Source organism: Mesorhizobium sp. RCAM 06353 (assembly GCF_059683585.1).
This window is the reverse complement of sequence record NZ_CM185031.1, coordinates 4,238,204-4,264,313: the sequence shown is the minus strand read 5'-3', so window position 1 is coordinate 4,264,313 and position 26,110 is coordinate 4,238,204. Positions and strand designations below refer to the sequence as shown.

The 26,110-nt window shown below is 62.3% G+C and carries 23 protein-coding genes and 2 tRNA genes; 8 read left to right on the top strand and 17 right to left on the bottom strand.

Translation table 11 applies throughout. The features are described 5' to 3' along the window. Positions 1-77: 77 nt before the first annotated feature. The 4 genes from AC56QX_RS20570 to AC56QX_RS20555 form a co-directional block, all read right to left on the bottom strand. The gene (locus tag AC56QX_RS20570; protein ID WP_027043784.1) at positions 78-929 is read right to left on the bottom strand and encodes a tetratricopeptide repeat protein; all 852 of its coding nucleotides are present in this window, start codon (positions 927-929) and stop codon (positions 78-80) included. Beyond that, positions 916-2,640: a dihydroxy-acid dehydratase gene (gene ilvD, locus AC56QX_RS20565; RefSeq protein WP_497110252.1), complete on the bottom strand. Its 1,725-nt coding sequence runs from the start codon at positions 2,638-2,640 to the stop codon at positions 916-918. Before ilvD ends, AC56QX_RS20570 begins: the two co-directional genes overlap by 14 nt. Positions 2,641-2,930: 290 nt before the next feature. Then, entirely contained in the window at positions 2,931-4,178 is a 1,248-nt protein-coding gene (locus AC56QX_RS20560; RefSeq protein ID WP_497110251.1) for an outer membrane protein transport protein, read from the bottom strand. Between the two features lie 359 nt (positions 4,179-4,537). Beyond that, positions 4,538-7,321, bottom strand: coding sequence for a valine--tRNA ligase (locus AC56QX_RS20555; protein WP_497110250.1), 2,784 nt, complete (start codon positions 7,319-7,321; stop codon positions 4,538-4,540). Between the two features lie 310 nt (positions 7,322-7,631). On the opposite strand from AC56QX_RS20555, the gene AC56QX_RS20550 reads away from it, so the two are divergent. Further along, on the top strand, positions 7,632-8,264 hold the full coding sequence (locus AC56QX_RS20550) for a bleomycin resistance protein (RefSeq protein WP_497110249.1): 633 nt from the start codon (positions 7,632-7,634) through the stop codon (positions 8,262-8,264). A gap of 59 nt (positions 8,265-8,323) precedes the next feature. On the opposite strand, the gene AC56QX_RS20545 is transcribed toward AC56QX_RS20550, so the two are convergent. From AC56QX_RS20545 to AC56QX_RS20525, 5 genes are all read right to left on the bottom strand, one after another. Next, on the bottom strand, positions 8,324-9,232 hold the full coding sequence (locus tag AC56QX_RS20545) for a PopZ family protein (protein ID WP_497117828.1): 909 nt from the start codon (positions 9,230-9,232) through the stop codon (positions 8,324-8,326). 213 nt (positions 9,233-9,445) lie between these two features. Then, positions 9,446-10,822 (bottom strand): TolC family outer membrane protein, encoded by a 1,377-nt coding sequence (locus AC56QX_RS20540; protein ID WP_497117826.1) that lies wholly within the window; start codon positions 10,820-10,822, stop codon positions 9,446-9,448. Positions 10,823-11,008: 186 nt separating this feature from the next. Then, positions 11,009-11,677, bottom strand: coding sequence for a protein-L-isoaspartate O-methyltransferase family protein (locus tag AC56QX_RS20535; RefSeq protein ID WP_497110248.1), 669 nt, complete (start codon positions 11,675-11,677; stop codon positions 11,009-11,011). A gap of 91 nt (positions 11,678-11,768) precedes the next feature. Beyond that, positions 11,769-11,842 (bottom strand) — tRNA-Cys (locus AC56QX_RS20530). A gap of 491 nt (positions 11,843-12,333) precedes the next feature. Next, positions 12,334-12,621, bottom strand: a complete 288-nt coding sequence (locus AC56QX_RS20525; RefSeq protein WP_497110247.1) for a hypothetical protein — start codon at positions 12,619-12,621, stop codon at positions 12,334-12,336. Between the two features lie 222 nt (positions 12,622-12,843). Between AC56QX_RS20525 and AC56QX_RS20520 the strand changes: the two genes are divergently transcribed. Beyond that, a tRNA-Asn gene (locus tag AC56QX_RS20520) sits at positions 12,844-12,918 on the top strand. A gap of 398 nt (positions 12,919-13,316) precedes the next feature. Here AC56QX_RS20520 and AC56QX_RS20515 read toward each other — a convergent pair. The 3 genes from AC56QX_RS20515 to AC56QX_RS20505 form a co-directional block, all read right to left on the bottom strand. Further along, positions 13,317-13,556, bottom strand: a complete 240-nt coding sequence (locus AC56QX_RS20515; protein WP_497110246.1) for a hypothetical protein — start codon at positions 13,554-13,556, stop codon at positions 13,317-13,319. 91 nt (positions 13,557-13,647) lie between these two features. After that, entirely contained in the window at positions 13,648-13,851 is a 204-nt protein-coding gene (locus tag AC56QX_RS20510; protein ID WP_497110245.1) for a DUF3606 domain-containing protein, read from the bottom strand. A gap of 549 nt (positions 13,852-14,400) precedes the next feature. Further along, a complete protein-coding gene (locus tag AC56QX_RS20505; protein WP_497110244.1) occupies positions 14,401-14,766 on the bottom strand; it encodes a hypothetical protein in 366 nt (121 codons plus the stop codon). Positions 14,767-15,104: 338 nt separating this feature from the next. Here AC56QX_RS20505 and AC56QX_RS20500 point away from each other — a divergent pair, with 338 nt between their 5' ends. Continuing rightward, positions 15,105-15,536: a cupin domain-containing protein gene (locus AC56QX_RS20500; RefSeq protein ID WP_497110243.1), complete on the top strand. Its 432-nt coding sequence runs from the start codon at positions 15,105-15,107 to the stop codon at positions 15,534-15,536. An 81-nt stretch (positions 15,537-15,617) separates the two neighbouring features. Here the strand turns inward: AC56QX_RS20500 and AC56QX_RS20495 are convergent, their stop codons facing one another. Then, the gene (locus AC56QX_RS20495) at positions 15,618-16,073 is read right to left on the bottom strand and encodes a carboxymuconolactone decarboxylase family protein (RefSeq protein ID WP_497110242.1); all 456 of its coding nucleotides are present in this window, start codon (positions 16,071-16,073) and stop codon (positions 15,618-15,620) included. Positions 16,074-16,344: 271 nt separating this feature from the next. Here AC56QX_RS20495 and AC56QX_RS20490 point away from each other — a divergent pair, with 271 nt between their 5' ends. The 3 genes from AC56QX_RS20490 (at position 16,345) to AC56QX_RS20480 (ending at position 18,152) form a co-directional block, all read left to right on the top strand. Next, entirely contained in the window at positions 16,345-17,103 is a 759-nt protein-coding gene (locus AC56QX_RS20490; protein WP_497110241.1) for a copper homeostasis protein CutC, read from the top strand. Continuing rightward, positions 17,100-17,588, top strand: a complete 489-nt coding sequence (locus tag AC56QX_RS20485) for a GNAT family N-acetyltransferase (RefSeq protein WP_497110240.1) — start codon at positions 17,100-17,102, stop codon at positions 17,586-17,588. The genes AC56QX_RS20490 and AC56QX_RS20485 overlap by 4 nt, the downstream gene beginning before the upstream one ends. Positions 17,589-17,654: 66 nt before the next feature. Beyond that, positions 17,655-18,152, top strand: coding sequence for an SRPBCC family protein (locus tag AC56QX_RS20480; RefSeq protein WP_497110239.1), 498 nt, complete (start codon positions 17,655-17,657; stop codon positions 18,150-18,152). Between the two features lies 1 nt (position 18,153). Here the strand turns inward: AC56QX_RS20480 and AC56QX_RS20475 are convergent, their stop codons facing one another. From AC56QX_RS20475 to AC56QX_RS20460, 4 genes are all read right to left on the bottom strand, one after another. Beyond that, positions 18,154-19,176, bottom strand: coding sequence for an acyltransferase family protein (locus tag AC56QX_RS20475; RefSeq protein WP_497110238.1), 1,023 nt, complete (start codon positions 19,174-19,176; stop codon positions 18,154-18,156). Between the two features lie 275 nt (positions 19,177-19,451). Then, complete coding sequence (locus AC56QX_RS20470) at positions 19,452-20,249, bottom strand: FAD binding domain-containing protein (RefSeq protein WP_497110237.1); 798 nt, start codon at positions 20,247-20,249, stop codon at positions 19,452-19,454. Positions 20,250-20,261: 12 nt separating this feature from the next. Further along, a complete protein-coding gene (locus AC56QX_RS20465) occupies positions 20,262-22,613 on the bottom strand; it encodes a xanthine dehydrogenase family protein molybdopterin-binding subunit (RefSeq protein ID WP_497110236.1) in 2,352 nt (783 codons plus the stop codon). Positions 22,614-22,729: 116 nt separating this feature from the next. Continuing rightward, the gene (locus AC56QX_RS20460) at positions 22,730-23,233 is read right to left on the bottom strand and encodes a (2Fe-2S)-binding protein (RefSeq protein ID WP_497110235.1); all 504 of its coding nucleotides are present in this window, start codon (positions 23,231-23,233) and stop codon (positions 22,730-22,732) included. Between the two features lie 310 nt (positions 23,234-23,543). Here AC56QX_RS20460 and AC56QX_RS20455 point away from each other — a divergent pair, with 310 nt between their 5' ends. Further along, positions 23,544-24,680, top strand: coding sequence for an FIST N-terminal domain-containing protein (locus tag AC56QX_RS20455; protein ID WP_497110234.1), 1,137 nt, complete (start codon positions 23,544-23,546; stop codon positions 24,678-24,680). 4 nt (positions 24,681-24,684) lie between these two features. Further along, positions 24,685-26,025: a hybrid sensor histidine kinase/response regulator gene (locus AC56QX_RS20450; RefSeq protein ID WP_477439186.1), complete on the top strand. Its 1,341-nt coding sequence runs from the start codon at positions 24,685-24,687 to the stop codon at positions 26,023-26,025. Positions 26,026-26,110 lie beyond the last annotated feature (85 nt).

Below are 26,110 nucleotides of genomic sequence, written 5' to 3'. Positions count from 1 at the left end.
ATTCCGGACGGAAAACCGCTTCAAACTTTTCCTGGAATTGCTTTCGCTGATCCCCTCTTTGTGGAGGAGACCACTCCTTACTGATCCGTGTTGGCGGTGCCCTTGGTCAGGATGTCGTCCGCCAGCGAAATCGCTGTGCGCCGGTCGGCTTCGCCGGCGGCGGCAAAGGCCTCTTCCTGCATGCCGCGGATCCAGGGCTGGTCGGCCGGCGACGCGCGCTCGAGCGCCGCGGTCATCATCGCCAAGCCACGAACGATCTTGCCGCTCTGGAACAAGAGATGGCCAAGTGTCGCCTGGGCGCCGGCATGGCCTTTCTCGGCGGCGAGCTGGAACCAGCGCCCGGCCTGCTTAACGCTGGCCTTCACACCGCCCTCGCCCTTCAGGAACATCTGCCCCATCTCGAACTGGGCGTTCGGGTTGCGGTAGTTGGCGGCGGCACGCATGTAATATTCCTGGGCCGCCACCTCGTTCTCGGTGACCGGGCTGCCGGGAATGCCCGTGCGCAGATAATCGCCGAGCGCCACCAGCGCATCGGAGACATAGCTTTCTTCCGGCGAACCGGGCTCGACATCCTGGTCGACGATCTCGGAGAAGAACTTGAACGCCTCATAGTCGTCGCGCGCCACGCCGTCGCCCTCGGCATACATGCGGGCAAGCTTCCAGGTGGCGCCGATCTGGCCGTTTTCGGCGGCGTATTTATAGGCTTCGGCTGCCTGTTCCTTGTGGCCGTTCTTGTAGGCGGAAAAACCGAACTGGAACACCGCCCAGGGGCTCGACTGCGGCTTCACGCCGGTCTTGTCGTCGAACACCTTGTCGTCGAAGGCCAAAGCCTGGCCCACGGCGCCAAAGATCGCGACAGCGACCAGTGCCGGAAGGACAGATGACCTCAACAACTCTGGTGTTGACTTCAACAACTCAGATATCCGCATAGCAGTGTGTTTCTTTCGCACCGCCCGGATGGGTGACCGCGCCGTCGCGGGCAGACCCGACCGTCTGTGCGTATTTCCATATCGCGCCCGACTGGTAGTCGGTCGTGCGCGCCTTCCAGGTCTTGGCCCGCGCCGCCAATTCGGCCTCGGTCAGCGCCACCTCGATCGTGCCGTTCATGGCATCGATCGAAATCACGTCACCATCCCGGATGAGACCGATCGGGCCGCCAACCGCCGCTTCCGGCCCGACATGGCCGATGCAGAAGCCGCGTGTCGCGCCCGAGAAGCGGCCGTCGGTGATCAGCGCCACCTTGCCGCCCATGCCCTGGCCGTAGAGTGCCGCCGTCGTCGACAGCATCTCGCGCATGCCCGGGCCGCCGCGTGGTCCTTCATAGCGAATGACGAGAACCTCGCCGTCCCTGTAGTTGCGATGCGTCACCGCCTCGAAACATTCCTCTTCCGAATCGAAGCAGCGCGCCGGGCCGGAGAATTTCAACTCCGCCATGCCCGCGACCTTCACGATCGCGCCTTCGGGGGCGAGGTTTCCCTTCAACCCCACGACACCGCCGGTTTGGGTAATTGGTCTGTTGGCCGGGCGGACCACATCCTGATGTTCATTCCAGGCAACATGTTCCATGTTTTCGGCCAAAGTGCGGCCAGTGACCGTCAGGCAATCGCCATGCAGATAGCCATGGTCGAGCAGCGTCTTCATCAACAGCGGAATGCCGCCGGCCTCGAACATATCCTTGGCGACATATTTGCCGCCCGGCTTGAGGTCGGCGATGTAAGGCGTCTTCTCGAAAATCTTTGCGACGTCGAAGAGATCGAATTTGATGCCTGCCTCATGCGCGATCGCCGGCAGATGCAGGGCTGCGTTGGTCGAGCCGCCGGTGGCGGAAACCACGGTCGCCGCGTTCTCCAGTGCCTTCAGCGTGACGATGTCGCGCGGCCGGATGTTTTTCGCGATGAGCTCCATGATCTTTTCGCCCGAGGCGAAATTGAAACGGTCGCGCATTTCGTAAGGCGCCGGCGCGCCGCAGGAATAGGGCAGCGCCAGACCGATCGCCTCGGCGACGGTGGCCATGGTGTTGGCGGTGAACTGGGCGCCGCAGGAACCGGCCGACGGACAGGCGGCCTGCTCGATTTCGAGCAACTCGGCATCGCCGATCGTGCCGACCGAATGCTGGCCGACCGCCTCGAACACATCCTGCACGGTGATCTGCCGGCCACGATAGCTGCCGGGCAGGATCGAACCGCCATAGATGAAGATCGACGGCACGTTGAGCCGCACCATGGCCATCATCATGCCTGGCAGCGACTTGTCGCAGCCGGCCAGGCCGACCAGTGCGTCGTAGCAATGGCCGCGCATGGTGAGTTCGACCGAATCGGCAATGACCTCGCGCGACACCAGCGACGACTTCATGCCCTGGTGGCCCATGGCGATGCCGTCGGTGACGGTGATGGTGCAGAATTCGCGTGGCGTGCCGTTGGCGGCAGCTACCCCCTTCTTGACCACCTGTGCCTGGCGCATCAGCGAGATGTTGCAGGGTGCCGCTTCGTTCCAGCAGGAGGCGACGCCGACCAGCGGCTGCGCGATCTCGGCGGCGGAAAGCCCCATGGCATAGAGATAGGACCGGTGCGGCGCGCGCGCCGGACCGACAGTCACATGGCGGCTAGGGAGCTTAGCCTTTGAAATGACCTTGGCGTCCATTCTCATCCTTGCCGCGGGCGGTGCGGCCTGTCCCATCGCCGAGCCTTTTGGCGCGTGTCCCGAGACAAGATCGAGGTGCGCCGGGTTTATGGCGGGAAATGGGCAATTTCCTCGACCTGACTTCTAGCGCAGGGGTTGTTCAGAAAGTGTTGCCAAAACGTCACAATCGCACGAGGCGGCCCCGGTGCGGCTTATATGCAACGCAGCTTGGATACAGAGGGCCCTGGCAAAGCCCATCCAAACGAAAAAGGCCGGGCAATGCCCGGCCTTTTTGTCGATTTCTCAATAAGTTAGAACTTGATCTTGATGCCGCCGGAAATTGCCGTGACCAGATCGTTGCCGAAGTCGTAGCTGACCTCATTGCCGGCCACATAGCCGTTTTCGCCATTCACTGTTCCCGAATGGCCGCTGGTCAGCACGCCGATCGCACCGGCCAGACGAACCTCGATATTGGGCTGCGGCGTATAGGCGACGCCACCACCCACGGTCCAGGTATCGGTCTGCGAGCCATAGCCGTGCGAGGTGCCGCGATCCCAGGAAAGCTGGCCGGCCGCACTCCACTGATCGTTGAACTTGTGGCCGATACCGCCCGTTACGGTCCAGCCGTCGCGATACATCAAATCCAGCGAGGTGATCTGGCCTGAATGCAGAGCATCGCCCGTAACGCAGGCTGCCGAAGGAGTGCCGACTACGCAAATCGGAACACTCTGCAGCAGACTCCAATTGACCCACTTCAACGAACCGAAAGCGAGCCAGCCGGGCGCAATGCCCGACTGCAGCTTCAACTCGACCGTGTCCGGCATGTACTGTGTTGAGGCATAGATCGGCAGCACGACACTGCCAACATGCGTCAGATCCAGCGTGCCCGTGATATTGTCGAGCTTGACCCGCGAATTGTAGACGAGGCTGGCGCGCAGCGCGATGTCAGGGATTTCATAGGCAAGGCCGACGCGCCAGCCCCAGCCGGTCCCTTTGAGATCAACCTGGCCGGTGCCCTGGAAACCCGGCACCAGCGGCGACACCAAGTCTTTCTTGAAACCATAGACTTCCTGGTAATAAACGCCACCGATGAAGCGAATCTGGCCTTTGCCTGCATCCATCTTGTAGGAGCAAGTCGTGGCGTAGTTGTTGCTCTTGATGTCGGTTTCCATGTTGGATTCGGCGCCGGCCCACAGACCCGGATTGGTGTGTGCGCCCCAAGGCTGGGAATAGTCGAACATACAGTCGACACCCTGAACGACCTGCGCCTTGACGCCGATGCGCGGCACCCAGTAGCTCTTGCTGTCTTTCGCCGTACTGCCGAGGAATGTCAAATTGCCGTCGAGCGGGTTGGTGTCCACCGCATTTTTGAGCTTGCGTTGCGGCATAACATAAGTCGATTCCGCTTCCGTCGCGAACGGCGCCGGATCGAACAGAAGATCGATATCGTAACCGCCACGCTCAATGCCACCGGCATGCGCCGAGTTCACTGCCGTGCCGATCAAAGCAAGCGAAAAGCACCCCGCCCCCAGTAGCGCTTTCAGTCGCAGAATAGTCATAAATGTCCTCCCCGAATTCGAGTGCATCAAGCTAGAACCAATTCGGGTTAACGGTGCAATAACGAATTCAAGGGGCGTACATGTACATGCTTGTCAAACGCATTTTCGACAAAATGCAAGGCAGTGCCAGGAGGCTAAAAACCGCCCTCGGGGGCCAGCGCTGGCCCTAAAAGGAGAGAAAAGCCGGCTGAAAAGGCTCAAAAACAGCCAATTTTAGAGGCTTGCGCCCCCGTTGTTACATTATGGCAACAATGGGGCTAAAAGTTTCCGTTTACGTCAACATTAACGCTGCGGAATGCCTGTTTTCGAGGCAGTTGACCTACGGGAAACCGGTCCCGGCCCCGTTGCGAATCTACCCTTCAACCGGCGTCGCGAACCCTCGTCAAAGCCACCGAAAGCTTGTCCTGCGCGTCGCGGTATTCGGCGAGCTTTTCGCGCTCGGCGTCGACGATCTCGGCCGGCGCGCTGGCGACGAACCGTTCGTTGGACAGCTTCTTGTGCAGCCGGGCGATTTCCTCGGTCACCTTGGCCAGCTCCTTCTGCAGTCGGGCAGCCTCGGCGGTGAGGTCGATCAGGCTGCCGAGCGGCAGGCAGATCGTCGCTTCGTTGAGGACGATCTGCGCCGAGCCCTTGGGTGCTGTGTCAGCCAACGAGATGTCGCCGACCCGCGCCAGCCGCTTGATCGCGGAGTCCTCGCGCACCAACCGTTCGCGCGTCACATCATTGGCGCCGACCACGACCAGCGGCGCGATCGCCGCCGGCGGCACGTTCATCTCGGAACGCACCGAGCGGATGCCGGAGACGAGGTCGACCAGCCAGTTGATGTCGGCGGCCGCTTCCGCGTCCTCGAAGTCCGGCGACGGCCATGCGGCGTGGCAAAGCAGCGAGGAGCGCTCCTTGCCCTCGCCCGCCGTCTGCGCCCACAGCTCTTCCGTCATGAACGGCATCATCGGGTGCAGGAGCTTGTAGATCTCGTCGAGCACGAAGGCGACGCAGGCGCGACTTTCGGCCTTGGCAGCCTCGTCCGTGCCCATGAACACCGGCTTCAGCAGCTCCAGGTACCAGTCGCAGAACAGGTTCCAGACGAAGCGATAGGCAGCACCGGCCGCCTCGTTGAAGCGGTATGAGGTGATGCCGTCCGTGATCTCGCGTGCGGCGCGCGTCAGCTCGGTCAGGATCCAGCGATTGACCGCGAGTTTGGCGTCGTTCAGCCAGAAATCGTCATTGCGGGCGACTTCGTTCATCTCGGCAAAGCGCGTCGCGTTCCACAGCTTGGTGCCGAAATTGCGATAGCCGGCGATACGCGCCGGGTCGAGCTTCACATCGCGCCCCTGAGCCGCCATCACCGTCAGCGTGAAGCGCAGCGCATCGGCGCCAAACTCGTCGATCAGATCGAGCGGATCGATGACGTTGCCTTTCGACTTCGACATCTTCTGCCCGTTCTTGTCGCGCACCAGCGCGTGCACATAGACGGTGTGGAACGGCTCCTCGTCCATGAAATGCAGGCCCATCATCATCATGCGGGCGACCCAGAAGAAGATGATGTCGAAGCCGGTCACCAGCACGTCGGTCTGGTAGTAGGTCTTCAGTTCCGGCGTCTGGTCCGGCCAACCCAGCGTCGAGAATGGCCACAGCGCCGAGGAGAACCAGGTGTCGAGCACGTCCTCGTCGCGGGTCAGGATCTCGCCAGGCTTGTAGTTCTCGAGCTTGTCTTCGACCCAGCCCTTCCACGGCCCTTCCAGCGCCAGGTAATATTCGATCGCCGCGCCCAGCGCCTCTTCCTCGGTCTTTTCGACGAAGACGCGCCCGTCCGGTCCGTACCAGGCCGGTATCTGGTGGCCCCACCACAGCTGGCGCGAGATGCACCAGGGCTGGATGTTTTCCATCCAGTCGAAATAGGTCTTTTCCCAGTTCTTCGGCACGAAATTGGTGCGGCCTTCGCGCACCGAGGCGATCGCCGGCTTGGCGAGTTCGGCCGCATTGGCATACCACTGCTCGGTCAGGAACGGCTCGATCGGCACGCCGCCGCGGTCGCCATGCGGCACGGCGTGGCGATGCGGCTCGATCTTTTCGAGGAAGCCGCCGGCTTCCATCAGTTCGACGATCTTCTTGCGCGCGACGAAACGGTCGAGCCCGTTGAGATCGTCCCAGACCGCCTGGCGTTCCGGCGTCACCTCGAGCCCAGCGAGGAAATCCTCATTGTCTTTGAGGTTTATCGCAGCCTCGATGGTGAGAATATTGATCGCCGGCAACTTGTGCCGTTTGCCGACCTCGAAGTCGTTGAAATCATGCGCCGGCGTGATCTTCACCGCACCGGAGCCTTTTTCCGGATCGGAATACTCGTCCGCCACGATCGGGATTTTTCGGCCGACGATCGGCAGCACTACGTTCTTGCCGACCAGATGCCGGTATCGCTCGTCGTCTGGATGCACGGCGACGGCCGTGTCGCCGAGCATCGTTTCAGGACGCGTCGTCGCGACGGTGATGAAGGTTTTCGGGTCCTCAGGGTCGAAGACAGCGCCCTCGATCGGATAGCGGAAGTGCCAGAGATTGCCGTTGACCTCCTGCTGCTCGACCTCGAGATCGGAGATCGCGGTCAGCAGTTTCGGATCCCAGTTCACAAGGCGCTTGTCTTTGTAGATCAGCCCTTCCTTGTAGAGCGTGACGAACACTTCGAGCACGGCCTTGGACAGGCCCTCGTCCATGGTGAAGCGTTCGCGCGACCAGTCGGCCGAGGCACCGAGCCGCTTCAGCTGGTTGAAGATGGCACCGCCGGATTCGGCCTTCCACTCCCACACTTTCTCGATGAACTGCTCGCGCGTGAGATCGCGGCGATGGATCTGCTTTTCCATCAGCTGGCGCTCGACCACCATCTGCGTGGCGATGCCGGCATGATCCATGCCGGGCTGCCACAGCACATTCTTGCCGCGCATGCGCTCGAAGCGCACCAGAATGTCCTGCAGCGTGTTGTTGAGCGCGTGGCCCATATGCAGCGAGCCGGTGACGTTGGGCGGCGGGATGACGATGGTGAAGGCCTCGGCGCCCTCCTCGGCGCCTGCGCCGGCACGAAAAGCGTCGGCCTCTTCCCAGGTTTTGGCGATCTTCGGCTCGACGGTCTTTGCGTCGTAGGTCTTTTCAAGCATGGGAAAATGGTCCGCGCTGTCGGGATTTTTGCTGGTTCGGTGTAAATCGGAAGGTCTGGGCCAAGTCAACCGCAAGGGCCGCCTCGGTTCATGAGAAGCAAATAGGCGTGACGCGGATCGGATCAAGCAGGAGCTGTTCGCGATCTACTCATCAACGATGGCAGTCCCCTATTCGCTGGAGAAAGCCTTGTCACTCGCGCCTTGACCACGGATCCCAGCCATCTTAGGTTGCCAAGGCTGCTGTAGGGCGCATCGGCTTCCGGCCGGAGGGGCATTGCCCGCCTACGCCACCTCAACCCGCAATGCGCCCATGCCGACACTCGAACATCACAAGAAACAGGCCAAACTCTATCTGAAATGGCATCGCGAGCGGTATTATCCCGTCGCCGCTGTGATTGGATGGCTCTTGCCGCGTTTTAGCCATCTCAGCGACAGCCAGATCCTTGATCACGGCTTCAAGCTTGCCGATGCCCAGGAACTCGTCGCCAGGAAGTCAGGTTTCGAGAGCTGGCAGGCGCTGAAAGAAGGCTTTCAAACCGTGACCGATCATGGAGCAGCAGACGCCGCAAAACCGCATCTCGCCTTTGCCGAGCCACAGCTCTTTGTCTGCGACATCGCAACGGCCTGTAATTTCTATCGGCAAAAGCTCGGCTTCGAGACGCGCTTCACCTATGGCGAGCCGCCTTTCTACGCCCAAATCATCCGCGATGGCGCACGGCTCAACCTGCGCCATGTCGACAAGCCTCCACTCGCCGCCAATTCGACCGATGACCTACTGGCGGCGACGATCGTTGTCGACAACATCAAGGCTCTGTTTCTGGAGTATCAGGCGGCCACAGCCCCGTTCCACCAGACATTGCGGACCGAACCGTGGGGCGCCCGCACGTTCATCGTCAAGGATCCCGACGCCAACCTCATCTGCTTCGCGACCAGCGCGGGCTGACCTCATCGACAAAAACGCCGCCTCACGGGCGGCGTTTCGAGAGTGATCGCTGGAGGAGATTACTGCGCGCCGCGCGCCACGCGCTCGATCTCCTCGCGCACCAGCCTTTCGACCAGCGTCGGCAGATTGTTGTCCAGCCAGTCCTGCAGCATCGGCCGCAGCATCTCCTCGGCCATCTCGTCGAATGTCTTCTTGCTGCGGCTGGCAAAGGCGTCGGACAGCTCGCCGAAGGCCGCTGCGACCTGCCGGCCCGTATGTTCGGAAAGGATTGCGGCGCGGACCGCAGGCGCTTCAGTTACCGCCGCACGTGTCTGAGTGGTGGCTGCCGGAACCTCGTTTGAAGAAGGCCGCTCGAACGCGGCCTCCACCACCGGTTCGCTCGCTAGCGACTCGAGTTGGGGCGCCTCGGGCTGGGGTGCCTCGGGTTGAGCGACCGGCCGGCGGACGCTCCTGTCCGGTATCGCTTTTGCCTGCTCTCCGACCGCTGCGATCTCGCGCCGCCAATCGGCAACGATGGCATCACTTGTCGCGCTGGCTTGCGGCGCCCCAGCCTGCGGGACCTCAGGCTGCGGGACCATTGCCGCGTCGGCCCTGACGGCGGGCACCGGCTCGGCGGCGATCCTGGCGCTGACCTCGGCAAGCGTCATCGACGGCTTGGCGGGCGCGGGATCGGCACGCGTCTGCGATTCCATGTGCACGGGCTGGGGGCGCGCGGGCTCGGGCGCCGTCGCCTGGATTTCCGCGAGCGCAACCGGCTTCCGGACTTCGGGGGCAGCATGCAGCTCGGCGCGAAACGCATCGACATCAGCGGCCGGAGCCTCGCTGGACGATGGCTCCAGATCCTGGCGCAGCTCATCGGCCTCGCCCGGCTGCTTGCGGCCGTTGTCGCTGTCCTCGATGATCCTCCTGATGGAAGCCAGTATCTCTTCCATGGAAGGTTCGCGCTGCGCGCTGCTTGCCGTTGCCATCGTCACATCCGCCGCCCTTGTGACCTCTGTGGTCTTCCGCCCCGGCACGAGCCGGATTCGAATCATGGCGACAGCGTAACCGACGGATCGCCGCACGAGAATCCCCAATCTGGGGCCATGTGGGATTTCAACAGATTAGAGCGCGAAGCCGAAGAAACGGGACGGGTTCGGAAAATCGCGTCCTGAGCGGACGCGAGAATTCCAACCGGCGGCCTAGCGGCCGTCCGGCGTGCGCAGGCCGATCCACTTGTCCTTGACGGCGTTGTAGTGCTCTTCGGGCTTGTACTTGGTCACCGGCAATCCAAGCCGATCGATCGAGAGGCGGCCCACGGCCGACAGGATGGCATAGCTCGCCACGACCACATCATGCTCGGAATTGGCCTGGTTGATCTTGGCGGTGATGACGGTGGCCTGTGCGTTGAGCACGTCGAGCGTGGTGCGCTGGCCGACATTACGCTCTTCGATCACGCCGTTCAACGCTAGTTGCGCGGCGTCGATCACCTGCTTGTTGGCCGAGACGCTCTGTTGCGCGGCGGTGTATTGCGACCATGCGGTGGCAACGGCCTGGCGCACTTGGTCGCGGCTGACATCGACCTGGATGCGGGCCTCGCCAAGCGATTCCTTGTTCTGCCGCACGTGCGCCGAGGTCCGGCCGCCCGAATAGATCGGAATGGTCAGTGTCGCGCCGATGTTGGCCGAGGTTGAATTGCCGTTCGATCCGGCATTCGGATTGCGATTGAGATAGTCATCCGAGATGCCGGCCGAGGCGGTAAGCTGCGGCAACAGCGCGCCCTCAGACGATTTCACTGAAAACGCGGCCGCATCGACGAGATGCTGGGTGGAGAGAATGGCCGGATGTTCGGCCGAACCAATGGCAATCGCCGAATCGAGGCTCGACGGCAACAGCTTCGCCAGCGGGGCAGCCGGCTTGAGCTTGCCCGGCTCGTCGCCGACCACCTGGTGATAGGTTGCGGCGCTGGCCAAAGCCTGAGCGCGGGCAGCGCTGAGCGAAGCCACCGCCGAGGCACGCGACGCATCGGCCTGCGCAACGTCGGTGCGCGTGCCCTCGCCAACCTCGAAACGCGAGCGCGCGGCGCGCGCCTGCTCGGTCAGGAACTGCAGGTTCTGTTCGGTCAGCACTGCGATCTGCCGGTCGCGGATCACGTCCATATAGGCGGTGGCCGCATTGAAAAGCGTGTTCTCTTCGGTGTTGCGCAGGCTCTCCACCGACGCCTTCACCTGGGCTTCCGCCGCCGCCACGTTGTTCCTGGTCTGAAAACCGTCGAACAGGGTCTGGTTGATGACAATACCGACGCTGGCCGATGATGTCTTGCTGTTGGCGCCGCTAGCGCGCGTGTTCACATAGTTCGCGTCGGCGGATCCGGTGATGGTTGGGCGCCAGCCCGACTTGGCGATGGCGACACCTTCATCGGTGACGCGCACACCGGCGCGGGATAAATTCAGTGAGGAATTGTACTGATAGGCCTTGGCGAGTGCGCCGGTGATGGTTTCCGCCGAGGCGGTCAGCGGAGACAGCGCGGTCGCGGAAACGAGGACAGCGGCAAAAAGGGTCTTGGATACAGACGGCACGGGTATATCCCTCATTCGTTTTCCCATGGGAACCGCGCCGCGCCAGCTTCTCGTTAAGAGCAGCCGGAGTGGCGTGTTTTTAATGCTCCCTGTCGCTCGGTCCCAAAGTGCCCCCAGTCTGAGATCAGCAACGTTTGTTCAAGTCCAAGCGACCATGACAAAGCCTTTGCTGCAAGCACAAATCATTCAGAATTCAAAGGCATGCTCACGTTCGAAGCCGGGTAGTGGCTTAATTGCCGCATTAAATGCCCGTCTCCCGGTTACAACCCCCCCAGCCTTGAAAAAAAGTCGCGCCACGCCGGAATTGCCTTGCCCTTCGACCGCGACGAGTCGGCCGCCTTCGGCGAGCTGATCGAGCAGCGGTGCCGGCACGTTCTCGACACTGCCGCCGATGAAGATGACGTCATAGGGTGCCTTGGCCGCATGACCTTGCGCCAGCGCACCCTGGACCACGGTCACATTGCCGCAGCCAAGGCCGGAAAGGGTCGACGCCGCGGTTTGCGCCAGCGCCGAATCGCTTTCGAGCGCGACGACGGACCGCGCCAGCCGCGACAGGATGGCCGAGGCGTAGCCGGTGCCGCAGCCGACATCGAGCGCCGAATCGGTCGGGTTGATCTCGGCCAGTTGCATCAGCTTGGCCAGCGGCGATGCTTCCATCAGATAGCGCGCGCCATCGGCGCCGTCGGCAATGCGGATGTCCTCGTCGATATAGGCAAGATCGCGCTGGCGGTCGCCGACGAAAACCTCGCGCGGCACGGAAAGCATGGCATCCAGCAGCGGGGCGCTGGTCACGTCGGTGGTGCGAACCTGACCATCGACCATCTTGACCCGAAGCTCGGCAAAATCAGCGCTCATGTTCCAACCAATCCGCTTGCCGCGTCAGAACCGCGGTTCATTTCGATGAGAACGTCAGGCTCCGGCGCTGAGCGCGCGGGAGCCCGGGTATTGGAGGCCTCGCCCGGAATCGAACCGGGGTGCAAGGATTTGCAGTCCTCTGCGTAACCACTCCGCCACGAGGCCTCGTTGCTCCCGGCGTTCCACCCGGTTCCAATAGGTTGCGGCGAAAATGGCGTCAAGCGGCCACCACGCATTCGGCGCGGTTTCCTCTGCAAGAATCTGACCCTCCGCGTTGAGCGTCGCGACCACCGCGGTCACGACGCATATTAGCAGAGCGTTAAACATAGCAGGCGATCACGAGAAACTCCACGCCCCGGCCACCGTTGAGAAACGAGGAGGACTGCGCCATGCGGCCGGCTAGCCCAAACGACGGAACGAGCGCCTGGGACGGCCTGTCGCGAGCGGGATGCGAGGCGTTGCTGCGCCATGCCATCGATTGCCTGGCAATAGACGGCACCGCTAGGCTATCGCCGCGCGACCGCGCGCGCCTTGCCTCGGCTGCCGCGGTTCTCAAGGAAATCCGCGAGAATCTCGGAAGAAGTGCGGACCGAAAAGCCGATTCGTGAAAATCCGGAACCCGAACAAAGACATGACGCGCCGGAAGGATGGCGCGATCAAAGGCGCGGCTTGGTGCCCGTCGTTCCATCCGGCCGCCGCCGCCGCTCCCACCAGACGACGAAGCGGCGCCGGTGGCGGCGCACCATGGCGAACTCATATGAAAGCACCAGCAGTCCGATCGGCACCATCCAGAAGCCGAGAATCGGCAGAAAGCCGAGAATGCCGCCGATGGTCAAAAGAATACCGATCGCGATTCTGAGGCCACGCGACTGCGGCATGGTGAACTCGCGCCCGAAAATCGAGATCTTTCGTGCCGGTATCCGGTTTTCGTCTGCTGCCGTCATCGCGAATGGCTGCCTGTGTGGTCGCTCGAAAATATCATTTTACGAAAGTCGCGACCGCCCTTTGGGTTCCGCGCCCATCGCCAAGACGGCTAATATGAGGGCGGACGCCGCCGATTGCGAGAAACGCCAGAGCGAAAAAGTCTCGGAAAAAAGCGAAATGCTTCTTTGCAAAGCCGAAAGGTGTTTGCTATAGGCTGCGCCACTTGCTCAAAGAGCCTCCGTTCCCCGGTAGCTCAGTGGTAGAGCAACCGGCTGTTAACCGGTTGGTCGCTGGTTCGAATCCGGCCCGGGGAGCCAAATCTTTTCAAACACATATCAATCTCGCAAAACCGAAGATTTTTCGGCTATGTACGGCTTGTGTACGCGAGTTGCCCAGCTTCCGGGAATCGGCAAAAAAGGCGTTTCGTTCCAGCGAGACCAAATCGAGAGATTAAAGGCAGCGGATCACGAGGCCTGATAGCCAAAAGGTAACCCAAGAGACTGTCGGGCCTCTTCACCTTCGAACGAATGTCGGCTTCCAGTCGCGGTGTTGCGCGTGCAGCCCGTTTTTGTAGATCCGCGTGAGCACGTCGCGAGCAGACTCGGCGCGCTCCCGTGTGCAGCCGATCAGTATTTTCCCGCCCAAGTTTGCCGGCTCGCCGGTGACTTCATCCCAAACCGTCCAGTCGCCTGTCGGCTCGAGAAAGCAACTAAATCTACCTGGGCTTTCTTCCATTGCCCCATCCCCCAATATGGGCGGAGCGTTTCATTATATTAGCAATCGCGCAAGTAATGACTGGCGATAGATCACTGCCTCCTTCGGTCAAGGTTAATTTGCGAAATAGTGAGAAAGCCCAGCGCTTCTTCACCTTGCCGCCGATTTCCTTGGCCATATCGAAGGCCGCCTGTTCGTCCTTGGTGGTCAGCACTGTGCGCCAGTGCGGTTTCTCGAACACGCTCACGATGCCGGTGGTGGCTGGCTTGTCGGCCGTCTCTGGCCCTGGTGAGAGTTTGAGAGCCCGCGCTCTCGGCCAGAGGCGCGGACTTCTACTGGGAAGTAGGGGGCTGGTCGGCCGCGTGTTGCCTGACATCACCTTTCAAACCCTGCGCAGCTCTAATCACGGCCTTGCGGCTGTTACCGTGTTTTAGGATCAACTCCCAAGCCAGGTCCGGCGTTAAACCGTTCTCTGAGGCGAAATATTCGACCTGATGGTCGTGAATAGCATCCTGCCTGCGCTTATCGCCGGCCATTTGAGCCTCCGCGCTGTCAAATTTTGAGCTACGAGCGCCAGTTTGGTGAAACGAGCCGCACCGGCCATAGCGGGTCTGTCCTTTGGGATCGCCCCGCATTGCCCAAGCTAAATGCATATTAGCAATAGCTCAACTAAGACTGAAGTCCCTCGAACGTAGGTTTCCAGTCGCGATTGCGCTCCCTACCCGGTGATCCGAAGTGAACGCCGAGGCATAGCCATCGGCGGATCGGTCGAACGACAAGGTTGCCCGTAAGCCGGAAAGTGAACGCCATGAACAAGTTCGTTCTAGCCGCACTTTTTTGACCCTTTCATCAACTGCCTGCGGCGACGATGATATCTCGATGCCGGAAGCGACCTTTACTGTCCCAGGTGAGACAGGCCCTTCGGACTCATCCGGCCTCCTTGGTCTGGACCCTAGCAACGCGTGGCCCGAACGGCCGACTATCCCAGGCAGCATTGGAACTCTTGTCGCAGCGGCGCTTTCCCGACGCGTTCAGGATTTGGACAAAAGTCTTCATTCCACGCCCGATACCACCCGGCGGTATCCCTACGCCATCCCGAAAAAGGTCTGCGCGTGGGCATGGAGCTGTCGGGCGGCCGACCGGTGTTCAATCCCATCACCGCTGCAAACAACCAGGAACTGCGCCGCGAACTCGTGCGCATTTGTAGCCGGGATGGCAAGCATGGCCTGCACGATCTCAGACATGTCTTGATAGGCGCGTTTCAGATCCCGGTCGGAAATGTCCAGGGAGATCGAATTCATCAGCGCCTCCCAGCGCCGGAACCTCGCCAAGATGGGACTTTCGTTCGAGTTTGCAGCAAAAATCTTTTCCGCTGCGGCGACGGCCCCTATGGGCGGAAAGGAGACTGTTGTGCCTACCACCGCGCGTTTGGTCATTGCATCAAACATCATGTCCGAGTTCCTACGACTGAAGGCAACTTTCTAGGGCTGTCGATCCGATACCGCATTGCGCTGCGTCAAATCCGGCAACGCCGAAAGCCGGGGTAGAAGCCAGCCCTGTCTCCGGACGAAGGTGATAAACCGACCGAACTTGGTCGCCGGCCGATCGAACCGTTGAAGATGCTTTCCGCCTGGCCGCACGACCATGTCGCCGTGAACATGGCCCGAACCCGGTCGAGGAGGCGGAATATGGGTGGATCGATGGAGCCACTCATTGGAACGTCTCGGGTCGCTCCCGCTTGCGCTTGGATATCCGCCGCGCGATAGATGCGTCGGCTCAGGGAGGAATTATGCGCAAAATCCTGGTTTCGGTACTGCTGGCCGCGGCTGCGCTTTATGCAAATTGCGCTCTGGCGCTCGACAGCAGCAGCACGCCTGTCGTCGTGACGCCGCTGGCATCGCGCACGACCACCGCGTCCGGCCAGCCGATCACGCTCCCGCAGAAGAACGTGCAGGTGCTGGTGTCGACCTTCGACATCGCGGTCGGCGCAACCTTGCCGGTGCACAGGCACCCCTTCCCGCGCTACGCCTATGTCGAGGCCGGAACGCTGAAGGTCACCAATGTCGAGACCGGCAACAGCAACACCTACAACACGGGCGATTTCATCATCGAAATGATCGGGCAGTGGCATCAGGCCACCAACATCGGTGATGGCCCGGTCAAGCTGCTGGTCATCGACCAGGTCGAGGAAGGCGTCAAGAATACGGAATTGCGCCAGTAACCGCCAACGCCCCGAAGGCGGAAGGCAATGTGCCGTCCGCCTTCATGCGCTGTAGTTGACAACCACCTTGCCCCAGCGCACTCAGCCCCAGGTGCCGACCATCTGGCGGGTCGTCGCGTTCAGCCGGTTGAAGGCGTTAATCAGGGCGATCTGGACAACCAGCGCGGCAAGTCCCTTTTCGTCATAGTGCCGGGCGGCTTCATCCCAGACATCGTCCGGCACGGCGTCCGGGCGGTCGGCGAGCCTCGTGCCGGCCTCCGCCAGCGCCAGGGCCGCCCGTTCGGCATCGGTAAAGTATGGCGTCTCGCGCCATGCGGCCAGCGCAAAGATGCGCTCGTCCTTCTCGCCGGCCTTCTTCAGTTCGCGCGCGTGCATGTCGACGCAGAGCGCGCAATTGTTGATCTGGCTGGCGCGCAGATGAATGAGCTTGCGCGTCACATAAGGCACGTCGGCCGCCTCCGTCGACTTGTCCAGCGCCAGCAGTGCCTGCAGGGCGCCTGGGATCAGCATCACCGGGTTCTTGATTCTCGCTTGCATGGTCTTCTCCTTTTGAAGTGTTTCGTCAGGACGTGTTTTGCCGACCCGGATGGAGCGCATCCGGGTTTTTGGCTGATGGAATTTTCGGCTGCCGCCGTGCCGCCAACGGCTAATCAATAACCATCTGGCTATGGATTATTCATAACTACACGGTTATAGGACTGTCAAGCCGGAAATGTCGCCTGGTCCAAATGGCGGGGCATCGTTCACGCTTTCGCGCCAGCCGCCCGGGTGCTAGGGCTTTGCGCAACATCATGAACTGGATCGCCCCTTGACCACAGAAATCCGCCCGCCGCTGATCGAAATTTGTGTCGAAGGCATTGATGGCCTGCTCGCCGCGCAGGCTGCCGGCGCCGACCGGGTCGAACTGTGCGCCAGCCTGGTCGAAGGTGGCATTACGCCGAGCCTCGGCACGGTGCGCGCCGCCCTGAACCAGGCGACGGTACCGTTCCATGTCATGGTGCGGCCGCGTGGCGGCGATTTTCTCTACAGCGAGACCGAGTACCGCTCGATGCTCGCCGATGTCGCCGCACTCCGCGATCTCGGCGTGCCCGGCGTCGTGTTCGGCTGCCTGAACGCCGACGGCACCATCGACGAGAAGCGCATGGGCGAACTGACGCAAGCCGCCGGCTCCCTGAACGTCACCTGCCACCGCGCCTTCGACATGACGCGCGATCCGGCCGAGGCGCTGGAAGCGCTGATCCGCTGCAAGGTCGGCCGCGTGCTGACCAGCGGCCAGCGCGACACCGCGATCGAAGGCCTGCCGTTGCTGGCAGATCTGGTGCAGCAGGCCGGCGACCGCATCATCATCCTCGGCTGCGGCGGGCTCGATCTCGCCAACATCGCCGAGGTGCGCGGAAAGACCGGGCTGGCCGAAATGCATTTTGCCGCACTGAAGGATGTGCCGAGCGCCATGCGCTACCGCAATCCAAAGGTCGGCATGGGCGGTTCCGATCTCGATCGCGAATACCGCAACACACTGACCGACACTCCGCTGGTGGCGGCGACGATCGTAGCGGCCAAGGCATGACCTCTGAGATAGACCGCATAGCGCAAGGCGACGAAGCCGACATACTGGCGCTCAACAATGAGCATGCCGCGGAACTGTCCTGGCTCGAGGCCGAGCGGCTGTCGTTCCTGCTCGGCGAAGCATTCTATGCGCGGCGCATCGGCGATCTCGAAGCCTTCATCATGACCTTCGACCAGGAGGCCAACTACGACAGCCCGAATTTCCTGTGGTTTTGCGAACGCTACGAACGCTTCATCTATGTCGACCGCGTCGTCGTGGCGGCGCACGCCAGGGGCCGCGGCCATGCGCGCCGGCTTTATCAGGATCTGTTCGAGCATGCAGAGCGCGCCGGCCACACGCTGGTCACCTGCGAGGTCAACGCCGATCCGCCCAACCCCGCCTCGGACGCCTTCCACGCTGCGCTGGGTTTCGCTGAAGTCGGCGACGCGGTGATCCATGGCGGCAAGAAAGCGGTGCGCTACTACGTCAAGCAGATCGTCGCCTAACTCTGTTGCGCTGGCCACATAAAGAAGCCACATCTAATATGGGTTCCACCAACCGGAGGAACCGCGATGCCAAGCAACGTCTTCCGCTTCGATGAAAGCTGGCACATTCCCGAAGGCACGCCGCAACAAGTGTGGGACGTGCTCTCCGACGCCGAATTGCTGCCGCTGTGGTGGGGCGATGTCTACAAGGAAGTGGTGCCGCTCGACGGCAAGGGCAAGGCGTCCGTCGGCTCGCGGGCAAGGGCGCGGGCGCGTGGCGCCCTGCCCTACGAACTCAACTTCATCATCGAGGCCGCCGAACTCGAACCTGGCCGGCTAGTGGTGGTGAAGACCTTTGGCGACTTCGACGGGCTGTGGCGGGCCGAACTGTCGGCGTCGGGCACCGGCACCCATGTCCAGTTGACCTGGCAGGTCACGGTCGAGAGGCCGATCCTCAAATTCCTGGCACCACTGCTGCGGCCGGCTTTCGCCTGGAACCATCGCTGGACGACACCGCGCGGCGAAGCCGGCCTGCGGCGCTATCTCAGGCTCGCAACAACAGTGTCTCGGCGCGATGAGGCCTGAGTCACCAGTTGCGGTTCAGCCATTCACGCGCCGGCCGCTCGATGAGGTAGTAGCTGCAGAGCGCGCAGGCAAAGACCGCGGCCAGCATCGGCCACGGGTTGCTGCCTTGCTCGTAGACGAATTTGTAGAAAGGCTGCTGCCACAAATAGAGCGAGTATGACCATAGGCCCAACGTCGCCATCGGCCAGGACGACAGCAAATTGGAAAAAATCGGCGTGCTGAAATCAAGCGCATTGACGGCCAGCGCCAGCAGCGGCACCGCCAGGAGATAGTGGATCGGCGTCGGCACCGGGTCCATGAACAGCAGAACCGCGGCGATCGCCGCGGCCAGCGCGATATAGGGCCCCTTCAGCACGGCCGGCAGCCGGCCGTCGGCCTTGAGCAGGCAGATCGAAGCCGACAGCAGGATCGAGGCGATGTGCACATCGGTGCGCCAGTAAGTGGCCTCATAATCCAGCTTGAACACCCAGTACGAAATCGCGCCATTGGCCATGGCGAGCAGGGCCAGCGCCAGCAGCAGCGGGATGACGCGGTCGCGGCTGGAGACGAGCGCGCTGATCAGCGCAAGGATGATGTAGGCATGCTCCTCGACGCAGAGCGACCAGATATGGTCAAGCGCACCGGCACGGGTGACGAGGATACCGGCATAGTTGTAGGTGAATGTAAGCGCCGTCAGGGCCGCCTTCCATTTGAAGGCGATGAACGTGCCGGAGAGCGCAACCATGGCAACGATGACGAACACCAGAAGTGCCGGGTAGATACGCGAGAAACGGCGCTTGAAGAACTTCTTCAGCGGGTAGCGTTCGATGAACAGGATTTCGCCCATCAGCCGGCCGCTGAGCACGAAGAAGAATTCGACGCCCAGCACGCCCAGATTGATTCCCGGAACCGGAAAAAAATGCCCGATCAACACCAGGGCTATCGACAGGCCGCGCCAGCCATCGAGATAGGCCAGTCTTGTCCGGGCCGATCTGTCGACGACGGATCGGGACGGAACCAAATGGGTCGCGGAAATTTCGGACATGCCGATCCCTTCGCATTGGCATGCGAAAGGGCACGGCGATGCATTCTCCGAACCCGGCTCGCATTCCCGCCCAAATTCATATTGCAGTGCAATATCAGTTTGTGCAAGTGCGAGATTGCCGCTGAAGCAGTTCCTTGGGCAGCAAGCTGCCGGAATTGCTTGAAGCAAAGGACCGGTCGCGCGGCGGCATTTCCTTCAAGAGCCGCACGGCTACAGCTTGCCGCATACGAAAAAGGGGCCGAGACGGCCCCTTTCGATGTCGGCAATTGATGCAGTCAGGCGTTGGCTGCTGCCACCGCACGCTTGGCCATGACCGTGATCAGATTGGCGCGGTAGTCGGCGGAAGCGTGGATGTCGCTCATCAGGTTCTTCGCCGGCACTTTTACACCGGCAAGCGATGCAGCATCGAAATTCTTCGCCAGTGCGGCCTCGATCTCCTTCGAGCGGAAGACACCGTCATCGCCGGCACCGGTGACGGCGACGCTGACGCCATCCTTGCCCTTGGCCACGAACACGCCGACGATCGCGTAGCGCGAGGCCGGGTTGCGGAATTTTTCGTAGGCAGCCTTTGCCGGCGCGGTGAAGGTAACCGCCGTGACGATCTCTCCATCCTTCAATGCCGTTTCGAACAGTCCTTTGAAGAACTTGTCGGCAGCGATCTCGCGCTTGTTGGTGACGATGGTGGCGCCCAGCGCCAGAAGTGCCGCCGGATAGTCCGCCGCCGGATCGTTGTTGGCGATCGAGCCACCGATCGTGCCCTTGTGGCGCACCGCAGGGTCGCCGATCAGCGACGCCAGATGGGCAAGCGCCGGACAGGCCTTTTGCAGCTTCTCGTCATTGGCGACGTCGAAATGCGTGGTGGCGGCGCCGATGGTGACCGTCTTGCCCGAAACTTTTATCCCCTGCAGATCCTTGATGCGTGACAGGTCAACAAGGTCGGAGGGGGCCGCCAGCCGCGTCTTCATGGCGGGGATCAAGGTCATGCCGCCGGAGAGTAGCTTGGCGTCGCCGCTCTTCACGAGCTTGGCGGCATCAGTGACCGAGGCGGCACGGTGATAGTTGACCGAATACATGGCTGTTCCTCCTCAGTGCTTCGTCGCGGCGCGGATCGCTGCCCACACGGTGGACGGCGAGGCTGGCATGGCGAGATCGTTGCTGCCGATGGCATCGGTGATGGCGTTGATCACCGCCGGCGGCGAGCCGATGGCGCCCGCCTCGCCGCAGCCCTTGATCCCGAGCGGATTGCCCGGACATGGCGTGTTCGAGGTCGAGACCTTGAACGACGGCAGGTCGCCGGCGCGCGGCATGGTGTAGTCCATGTAGCTCGCCGTCAGCAGCTGGCCGCTAGCGTCGTAGTGGGCGCCTTCCAGCAGCGCCTGGCCGACGCCTTGCGCGATGCCGCCATGCACCTGGCCTTCGACGATCATCGGATTGATGATGTTACCGAAATCATCGGCCGCCACGAACTGGACGATCTCGGTCGTCCCGGTCTCCGGATCGACCTCGACCTCGCAGATGTAGCAGCCCGCCGGGAAGGTGAAGTTCGACGGATCGTAAAAGGCGGTTTCCTTCAGCCCGGGCTCCATCCCTGCCGGCAGATTGTGGGCGGTATAGGCGGCAAGCGCCACCTGGAACCACGGCACGTTCTTGTCGGTACCGGCAACCTTCAGCGCGCCATTCTCGATGACGATGTCGCCCTCGTCGGCTTCGAGCAGGTGCGCGGCGATCTTCTTGGCCTTGGCCTCGACCTTGTCGAGCGCCTTGACGATGGCCGACATGCCGACCGCGCCTGAGCGCGAACCGTAAGTGCCCATGCCCATCTGCACCTTGTCGGTGTCGCCATGGACGATCGAAACCGAATCGATCGGCACGCCAAAACGCTCGTTGACCAATTGCGCGAAGGTCGTCTCGTGACCCTGGCCATGGCTGTGCGAGCCGGTCAGCACCTCGATCGTGCCGACGGCGTTGACCCGCACTTCCGCCGATTCCCACAGGCCGACACCGGCGCCGAGCGAGCCGACCGCCGCCGACGGCGCGATGCCGCAGGCCTCGATGTAGCAGCTCATGCCGATGCCGCGCAGCAGGCCCTTCTTAGCGGCGGCAGCCTTGCGCTTGGCAAAGCCGGCATAATCCGACGCCTTCATCGCGGCATCGAGAGAGGCCGCGTAGTCGCCGGCGTCATAACACATGATGACCGGCGTCTGGTGCGGGAAGGTGGTGACGAAATTCTTGCGCCGCAGGTCCGCCGGCGAAACGCCGAACTGGCGCGCGGCGGTTTCCATCATGCGTTCCATGACGAACGTTGCTTCCGGCCGTCCTGCCCCGCGATAGGCATCGACGGGTGCGGTGTTGGTGTAGATCGCCTTCACATTGGCGTGGATCGCCGGGATATTGTACTGGCCCGACAGCAGCGTCGCGTAGAGATAGGTCGGGGTCGCCGACGAGAACAGCGACATATAGGCGCCGAGATTGGCTTTTGTTTCGACCTTGAGGCCAAGGATCCTGTGGTCCGCATCGAAAGCCATTTCGGCATGGGTGTGGTGGTCGCGGCCATGCGCGTCGGTGAGGAAGCTTTCGGTACGGTCGGCCACCCATTTCACCGGGACGCCGGTCTTCTTGGAGGCCCACAGGCAGACGATCTCTTCCGGATAGATATAGATCTTCGAGCCGAAGCCGCCGCCGACATCCGGCGCGATGACGCGGAGCTTGTTTTCCGGCGCGACATTGTAGAAGGCACTCATCACCAGCCGCGCGACATGCGGGTTCTGCGACGTCGTCCAGCAGGTGTAGTGGTCCTCGGCCTTGTCATAGTGGCCGAGTGCCGCGCGCGGCTCCATGGCATTGGGAACCAGCCGGTTGTTGATGATGTCCATCTTGATGACATGGGCTGCCTTCTTGAACGCGGCGGCGGTGTCGTCGGCATTGCCGATGTCCCAGTCGAAGATCAGGTTGTTTTCGGCCTCCGGATGGATCTGCGGCGCGCCCTTGTCCATTGCTTTGGAAGCGTCGACGACAGCCTTCAATTCCTTGTAGGTGATCTCGACCGCCTCGGCCGCATCGCGCGCCTGACCCTTGGTCTCGGCGACCACGATGACCACCGCGTCGCCGACATAACGGACCTTGTCGAAGGCCAGTGGCGACCAGGCGCCCATCTTCATCGGCGAACCGTCCTTGGAATGGATCATCCAGCCGCAGATGAGATTGCCGATGCCGTCGGCCTTGAGCTCCTTGCCGGTCAGCACGCCGATGACGCCAGGCATGCCTTGCGCCTTCTTGACGTCGATCTTCTTGATCTGCGCATGCGCGTGCGGGCTGCGCACGAAGGCCGCATGCTTCATGCCGGGAACCACCATGTCGTCGACATAGCGGCCGGCGCCGGTAATGAACCTTTTGTCTTCCTTGCGCGCGACCCGAGCGCCAACACCTTCAATGCCCATCAGAAATTCCTCCCGAGATTATTGTAGGGGGAGTAGGTGAGTAGGGCAGTACGGCAGTAGGGAAAAATTGGTCCGGTTCCCTACTGCCCTACTGCCTTACTGACCTACTGCCTCGTTTAAGCAGCTTGTTTCGCTTTGGCCTTGGCGGCCCCCTTCGACATCGTCTTCGATGCGGCGAGGATCGCCTTGACGATGTTGTGGTAGCCGGTGCAGCGGCAGATGTTGCCTTCCAGCTCGGCCCGCACCGTCGCCTCGTCGAGGCCCTCGGGATGGCGGGCGATCATGTCGGTTGCCGTCATGATCATGCCTGGCGTGCAGAAGCCGCATTGCAGGCCGTGATGTTCCTTGAAGGCGGCCTGCACGGGATGCAGGTCGGCGCCGTTGGCCAGACCCTCGATCGTCACGATGGTCGACCCTGAGGCCTGGATGGCGAGCATCGAGCAGGACTTGACCGCCCTGCCGTCGACATGGACGACACAGGTCCCGCATTGCGAGGTGTCGCAGCCGACATGCGTGCCGGTCAGGCCGAGATTCTCGCGCAGGAAGTGAACCAGCAGCGTTCGATCCTCAGCGGCCCCGCTGACCCGCTTGCCGTTCACCATCAACGAAACGTCCGACATGAATCCTCCCTGGGTATCAACCTTGGTCATCACGCTGCCGACGTGCCGCTGGCACTTCGGCCATGCGTTATTCGTACACCGCACAACGCACAAAAAACAGCGCGACGGAAATGGCGGATCATTGTACTTTCGGTCATGGCCACGGCCGAAGGCGCATTCCCCTCGCCCCATTGCCAAAACGCCTATTGGAAGCAACAATGCCCTTCGACGCCCGCGCGCCAAAAGCTTGTAAAAACAGCGCATAAACAAGCGTCGGAGGAAATGCGGGAGAACGCCGCTGACCAGTTCAACGACGCGCTACGCCTGCGGCTTGTCGGCGCTGACCACGGACGAGCCCGACCCGGACGTTTTCGCACGCGCGGTAGCCAGCGAGGCTGCCGCAATCAACGCCGGCTTTGCCCTCGTGTTCTTTTCCCAGAGCCTCGTCGAGGCCGGCGCCCTGTCGCGGGCACTCTCGGCCTACGCGCCGGCGCTCCACCATGCCGGCTGCTCCACCGCCGGCGAGATCACGCCGCAGGGGCTCGAGGAAGGCCATATGCTGGCGATGCTGCTTCCCTCGGCGTCGTTCACCGCGGTCAGCGCCATGGTCGACAATTTGTCCTCATCGGGCATGGACAGGATCACCGGCGAGGTCGAGGCCTTGCGGCGCACGCTGCGCGGCCGGCTTGGCTGCGAGCAGGCCAGCAACACCTTCGCGCTCTGCTTCATCGATGGGCTGTCCTATGCCGAGGAAGCGGTCAGCTCGGCCATCCACTGGGGTCTTGACGACATACCGTTGCTCGGCGGCTCGGCCGGCGACGATTTGAAATTCGAGACGACGCGCCTGATCTCGAATGGCAGGGTCACCTCGGACAGCGCCATCATCGTGCTGATCGCCACGGAAATTCCGTTCCATGTCTTCAAGACCGACAATTTCGTTCCGACCGACGAAAAGCTGGTGGTGACCGCGTCCGACGCCGATCACCGCATCGTGCGCGAGTTCAACGCCACCAATGCGGCGGAGGAATATGCCGCCTCCGTCGGCATCATGCCGCAGACCCTGACGCCGCTGAGCTTCGCCTCGCATCCGGTGGTGGTGAAGGTGGGCGGCGAATATTACTGCCGCTCGATCCAGAGGATGCACGCGGATGGCTCGCTGTCGTTCTTCTGCGCCATCGACGACGGCGTCGTGCTGTCGATCGCCCAGCCCAAGGACATGGTGGAATCGACGCGCGCCGCCCTGCGCGAGGTCGAGGACAGGCTGGGCGGCATCGACCTGATCCTCGGCTTCGACTGCGTGCTGCGCCGGCTCGATGCGCGCAACCGGCAGGTCTTTCGTGACATTTCGGAACTTTACCGGGTCAACAATGTCATCGGCTTCGGCACTTATGGCGAACAGTATCGGTCGATGCATCTGAACCAAACCTTCACCGGAATTGCCTTTGGCGAGCGCCAGGCTGCAGAATGACAAGATGCCGCTCAAGGACATAAACGATCTCGAAAAGCTGAAGAAGATCAACGCCGCCCTGGTCAGCCGCGTCGAGCGCTCGATGGACCAGCAAGGCAATGCCTTCTCGCTGTTCCAGACCGCGATCTCGCTGGAGAACCGCGTGCGCACGCGCACCGAGGAGCTGCATTCGACGCTGCGCCGGCTGGAGCAGTCCAACATCGACCTCAGCGCCGCCAAGGAAAATGCCGAGCTGGCGAACCTCTCCAAGACCAGGTTTCTCGCCGCCGCCAGCCATGACGTGCTGCAGCCGCTGAACGCGGCCCACCTCTCCGTCTCGGCGCTCGCCGAAGTGCAGACCAGCGACGAAGGCAGGAAGCTTGTCCGCCAAGTCGAGCGCTCGCTGGAAACGATGGAGGACCTGCTGCGCACGCTGCTGGATATCTCCAAGCTCGACGCCGGCGTGGTGCAGCCCGACATCGGCGACGTCAGCCTGGAAGCGCTGTTCTCGTCGCTGCGCTCGGATTTCCAGCCGGTCGCGGAAATGAAGCGGCTGTCGCTGAAATTTCGGCCGGTCAATGCCGTGGTCCGCTCCGACCGGACGCTGCTGCGCCGCATCCTGCAGAACATCCTCTCCAACGCGCTGGGCTACACCCGTTCCGGAGGTGTCTTGGTCGGCACCAGGCATCGCGGCGACACCATCCGCATCGATGTCGCCGATACTGGCTGCGGCATTCCCGAGGACCAGCGCGAGGCGGTGTTCGAGGAGTTCCATCGCGGCACCTCACCGGCCAGTTCGGAACGTGACGGCAACGGTCTCGGGCTCGGGCTTGCCATCGTGCGCCGCATGGCCGGCGCGCTCGGCCACCCCGTGACCTTCTCATCGAAGGTCGGGCGCGGCACGATCTTCCACATCGATGTCCCCGTCGGTATCGGCGCGCCCGCCGACGCCATTGCCAGCGCCACCAGCCTGGAGCGGTCGCGCGGCTACGGTCTGTTCGGCACCAAGGTGCTGCTGGTCGAGAACGACATCGAGGTGCTGGAGGCCATGACCTTCCTGCTCGAGCGCTGGCAGTGCCTGGTGCGGTCCGCGACCTCGACCGACGACGCGCTGGACCTGCTCGGCGACACCGACTGGGTGCCCGACATCGTCATTGCCGACCAGCATCTCGACGGCGGCGATCTCGGCACCGCCACCATATCGGAAGTCCGCGACTATCTCGGCCGCGCCGTGCCGGCGCTGATCGTCACCGCCGACAGTTCCGAAGCCGTCGCCAAGGCAGCGCGGGCCGGCGGCATCGAACTGATGCGAAAACCGCTGAAGCCGGCGCAGTTGCGGGCGCTGCTGGCGCATTTGCTGGCTTAGGGGCTTACCCTCCCCTTGATGGGGAGGGTCGGCGCGCAGCGCCGGGGTGGGGTGCAGCGGCAAGCTCCCCCACCCCGCTCCGCTT

Bases quoted from the DNA above. Each gene is read 5' to 3' on its own strand.
- AC56QX_RS20570 (WP_027043784.1), bottom strand. From the start codon at position 929: ATGCGGATATCTGAGTTGTTGAAGTCAACACCAGAGTTGTTGAGGTCA.
- ilvD (WP_497110252.1), bottom strand. From the start codon at position 2,640: ATGGACGCCAAGGTCATTTCAAAGGCTAAGCTCCCTAGCCGCCATGTG.
- AC56QX_RS20560 (WP_497110251.1), bottom strand. From the start codon at position 4,178: ATGACTATTCTGCGACTGAAAGCGCTACTGGGGGCGGGGTGCTTTTCG.
- AC56QX_RS20555 (WP_497110250.1), bottom strand. From the start codon at position 7,321: ATGCTTGAAAAGACCTACGACGCAAAGACCGTCGAGCCGAAGATCGCC.
- AC56QX_RS20550 (WP_497110249.1), top strand. From the start codon at position 7,632: ATGCCGACACTCGAACATCACAAGAAACAGGCCAAACTCTATCTGAAA.
- AC56QX_RS20545 (WP_497117828.1), bottom strand. From the start codon at position 9,232: ATGGCAACGGCAAGCAGCGCGCAGCGCGAACCTTCCATGGAAGAGATA.
- AC56QX_RS20535 (WP_497110248.1), bottom strand. From the start codon at position 11,677: ATGAGCGCTGATTTTGCCGAGCTTCGGGTCAAGATGGTCGATGGTCAG.
- AC56QX_RS20525 (WP_497110247.1), bottom strand. From the start codon at position 12,621: ATGACGGCAGCAGACGAAAACCGGATACCGGCACGAAAGATCTCGATT.
- AC56QX_RS20510 (WP_497110245.1), bottom strand. From the start codon at position 13,851: ATGGCCGGCGATAAGCGCAGGCAGGATGCTATTCACGACCATCAGGTC.
- AC56QX_RS20505 (WP_497110244.1), bottom strand. From the start codon at position 14,766: ATGATGTTTGATGCAATGACCAAACGCGCGGTGGTAGGCACAACAGTC.
- AC56QX_RS20500 (WP_497110243.1), top strand. From the start codon at position 15,105: ATGCGCAAAATCCTGGTTTCGGTACTGCTGGCCGCGGCTGCGCTTTAT.
- AC56QX_RS20495 (WP_497110242.1), bottom strand. From the start codon at position 16,073: ATGCAAGCGAGAATCAAGAACCCGGTGATGCTGATCCCAGGCGCCCTG.
- AC56QX_RS20485 (WP_497110240.1), top strand. From the start codon at position 17,100: ATGACCTCTGAGATAGACCGCATAGCGCAAGGCGACGAAGCCGACATA.
- AC56QX_RS20480 (WP_497110239.1), top strand. From the start codon at position 17,655: ATGCCAAGCAACGTCTTCCGCTTCGATGAAAGCTGGCACATTCCCGAA.
- AC56QX_RS20475 (WP_497110238.1), bottom strand. From the start codon at position 19,176: ATGTCCGAAATTTCCGCGACCCATTTGGTTCCGTCCCGATCCGTCGTC.
- AC56QX_RS20470 (WP_497110237.1), bottom strand. From the start codon at position 20,249: ATGTATTCGGTCAACTATCACCGTGCCGCCTCGGTCACTGATGCCGCC.
- AC56QX_RS20465 (WP_497110236.1), bottom strand. From the start codon at position 22,613: ATGGGCATTGAAGGTGTTGGCGCTCGGGTCGCGCGCAAGGAAGACAAA.
- AC56QX_RS20460 (WP_497110235.1), bottom strand. From the start codon at position 23,233: ATGTCGGACGTTTCGTTGATGGTGAACGGCAAGCGGGTCAGCGGGGCC.
- AC56QX_RS20450 (WP_477439186.1), top strand. From the start codon at position 24,685: ATGCCGCTCAAGGACATAAACGATCTCGAAAAGCTGAAGAAGATCAAC.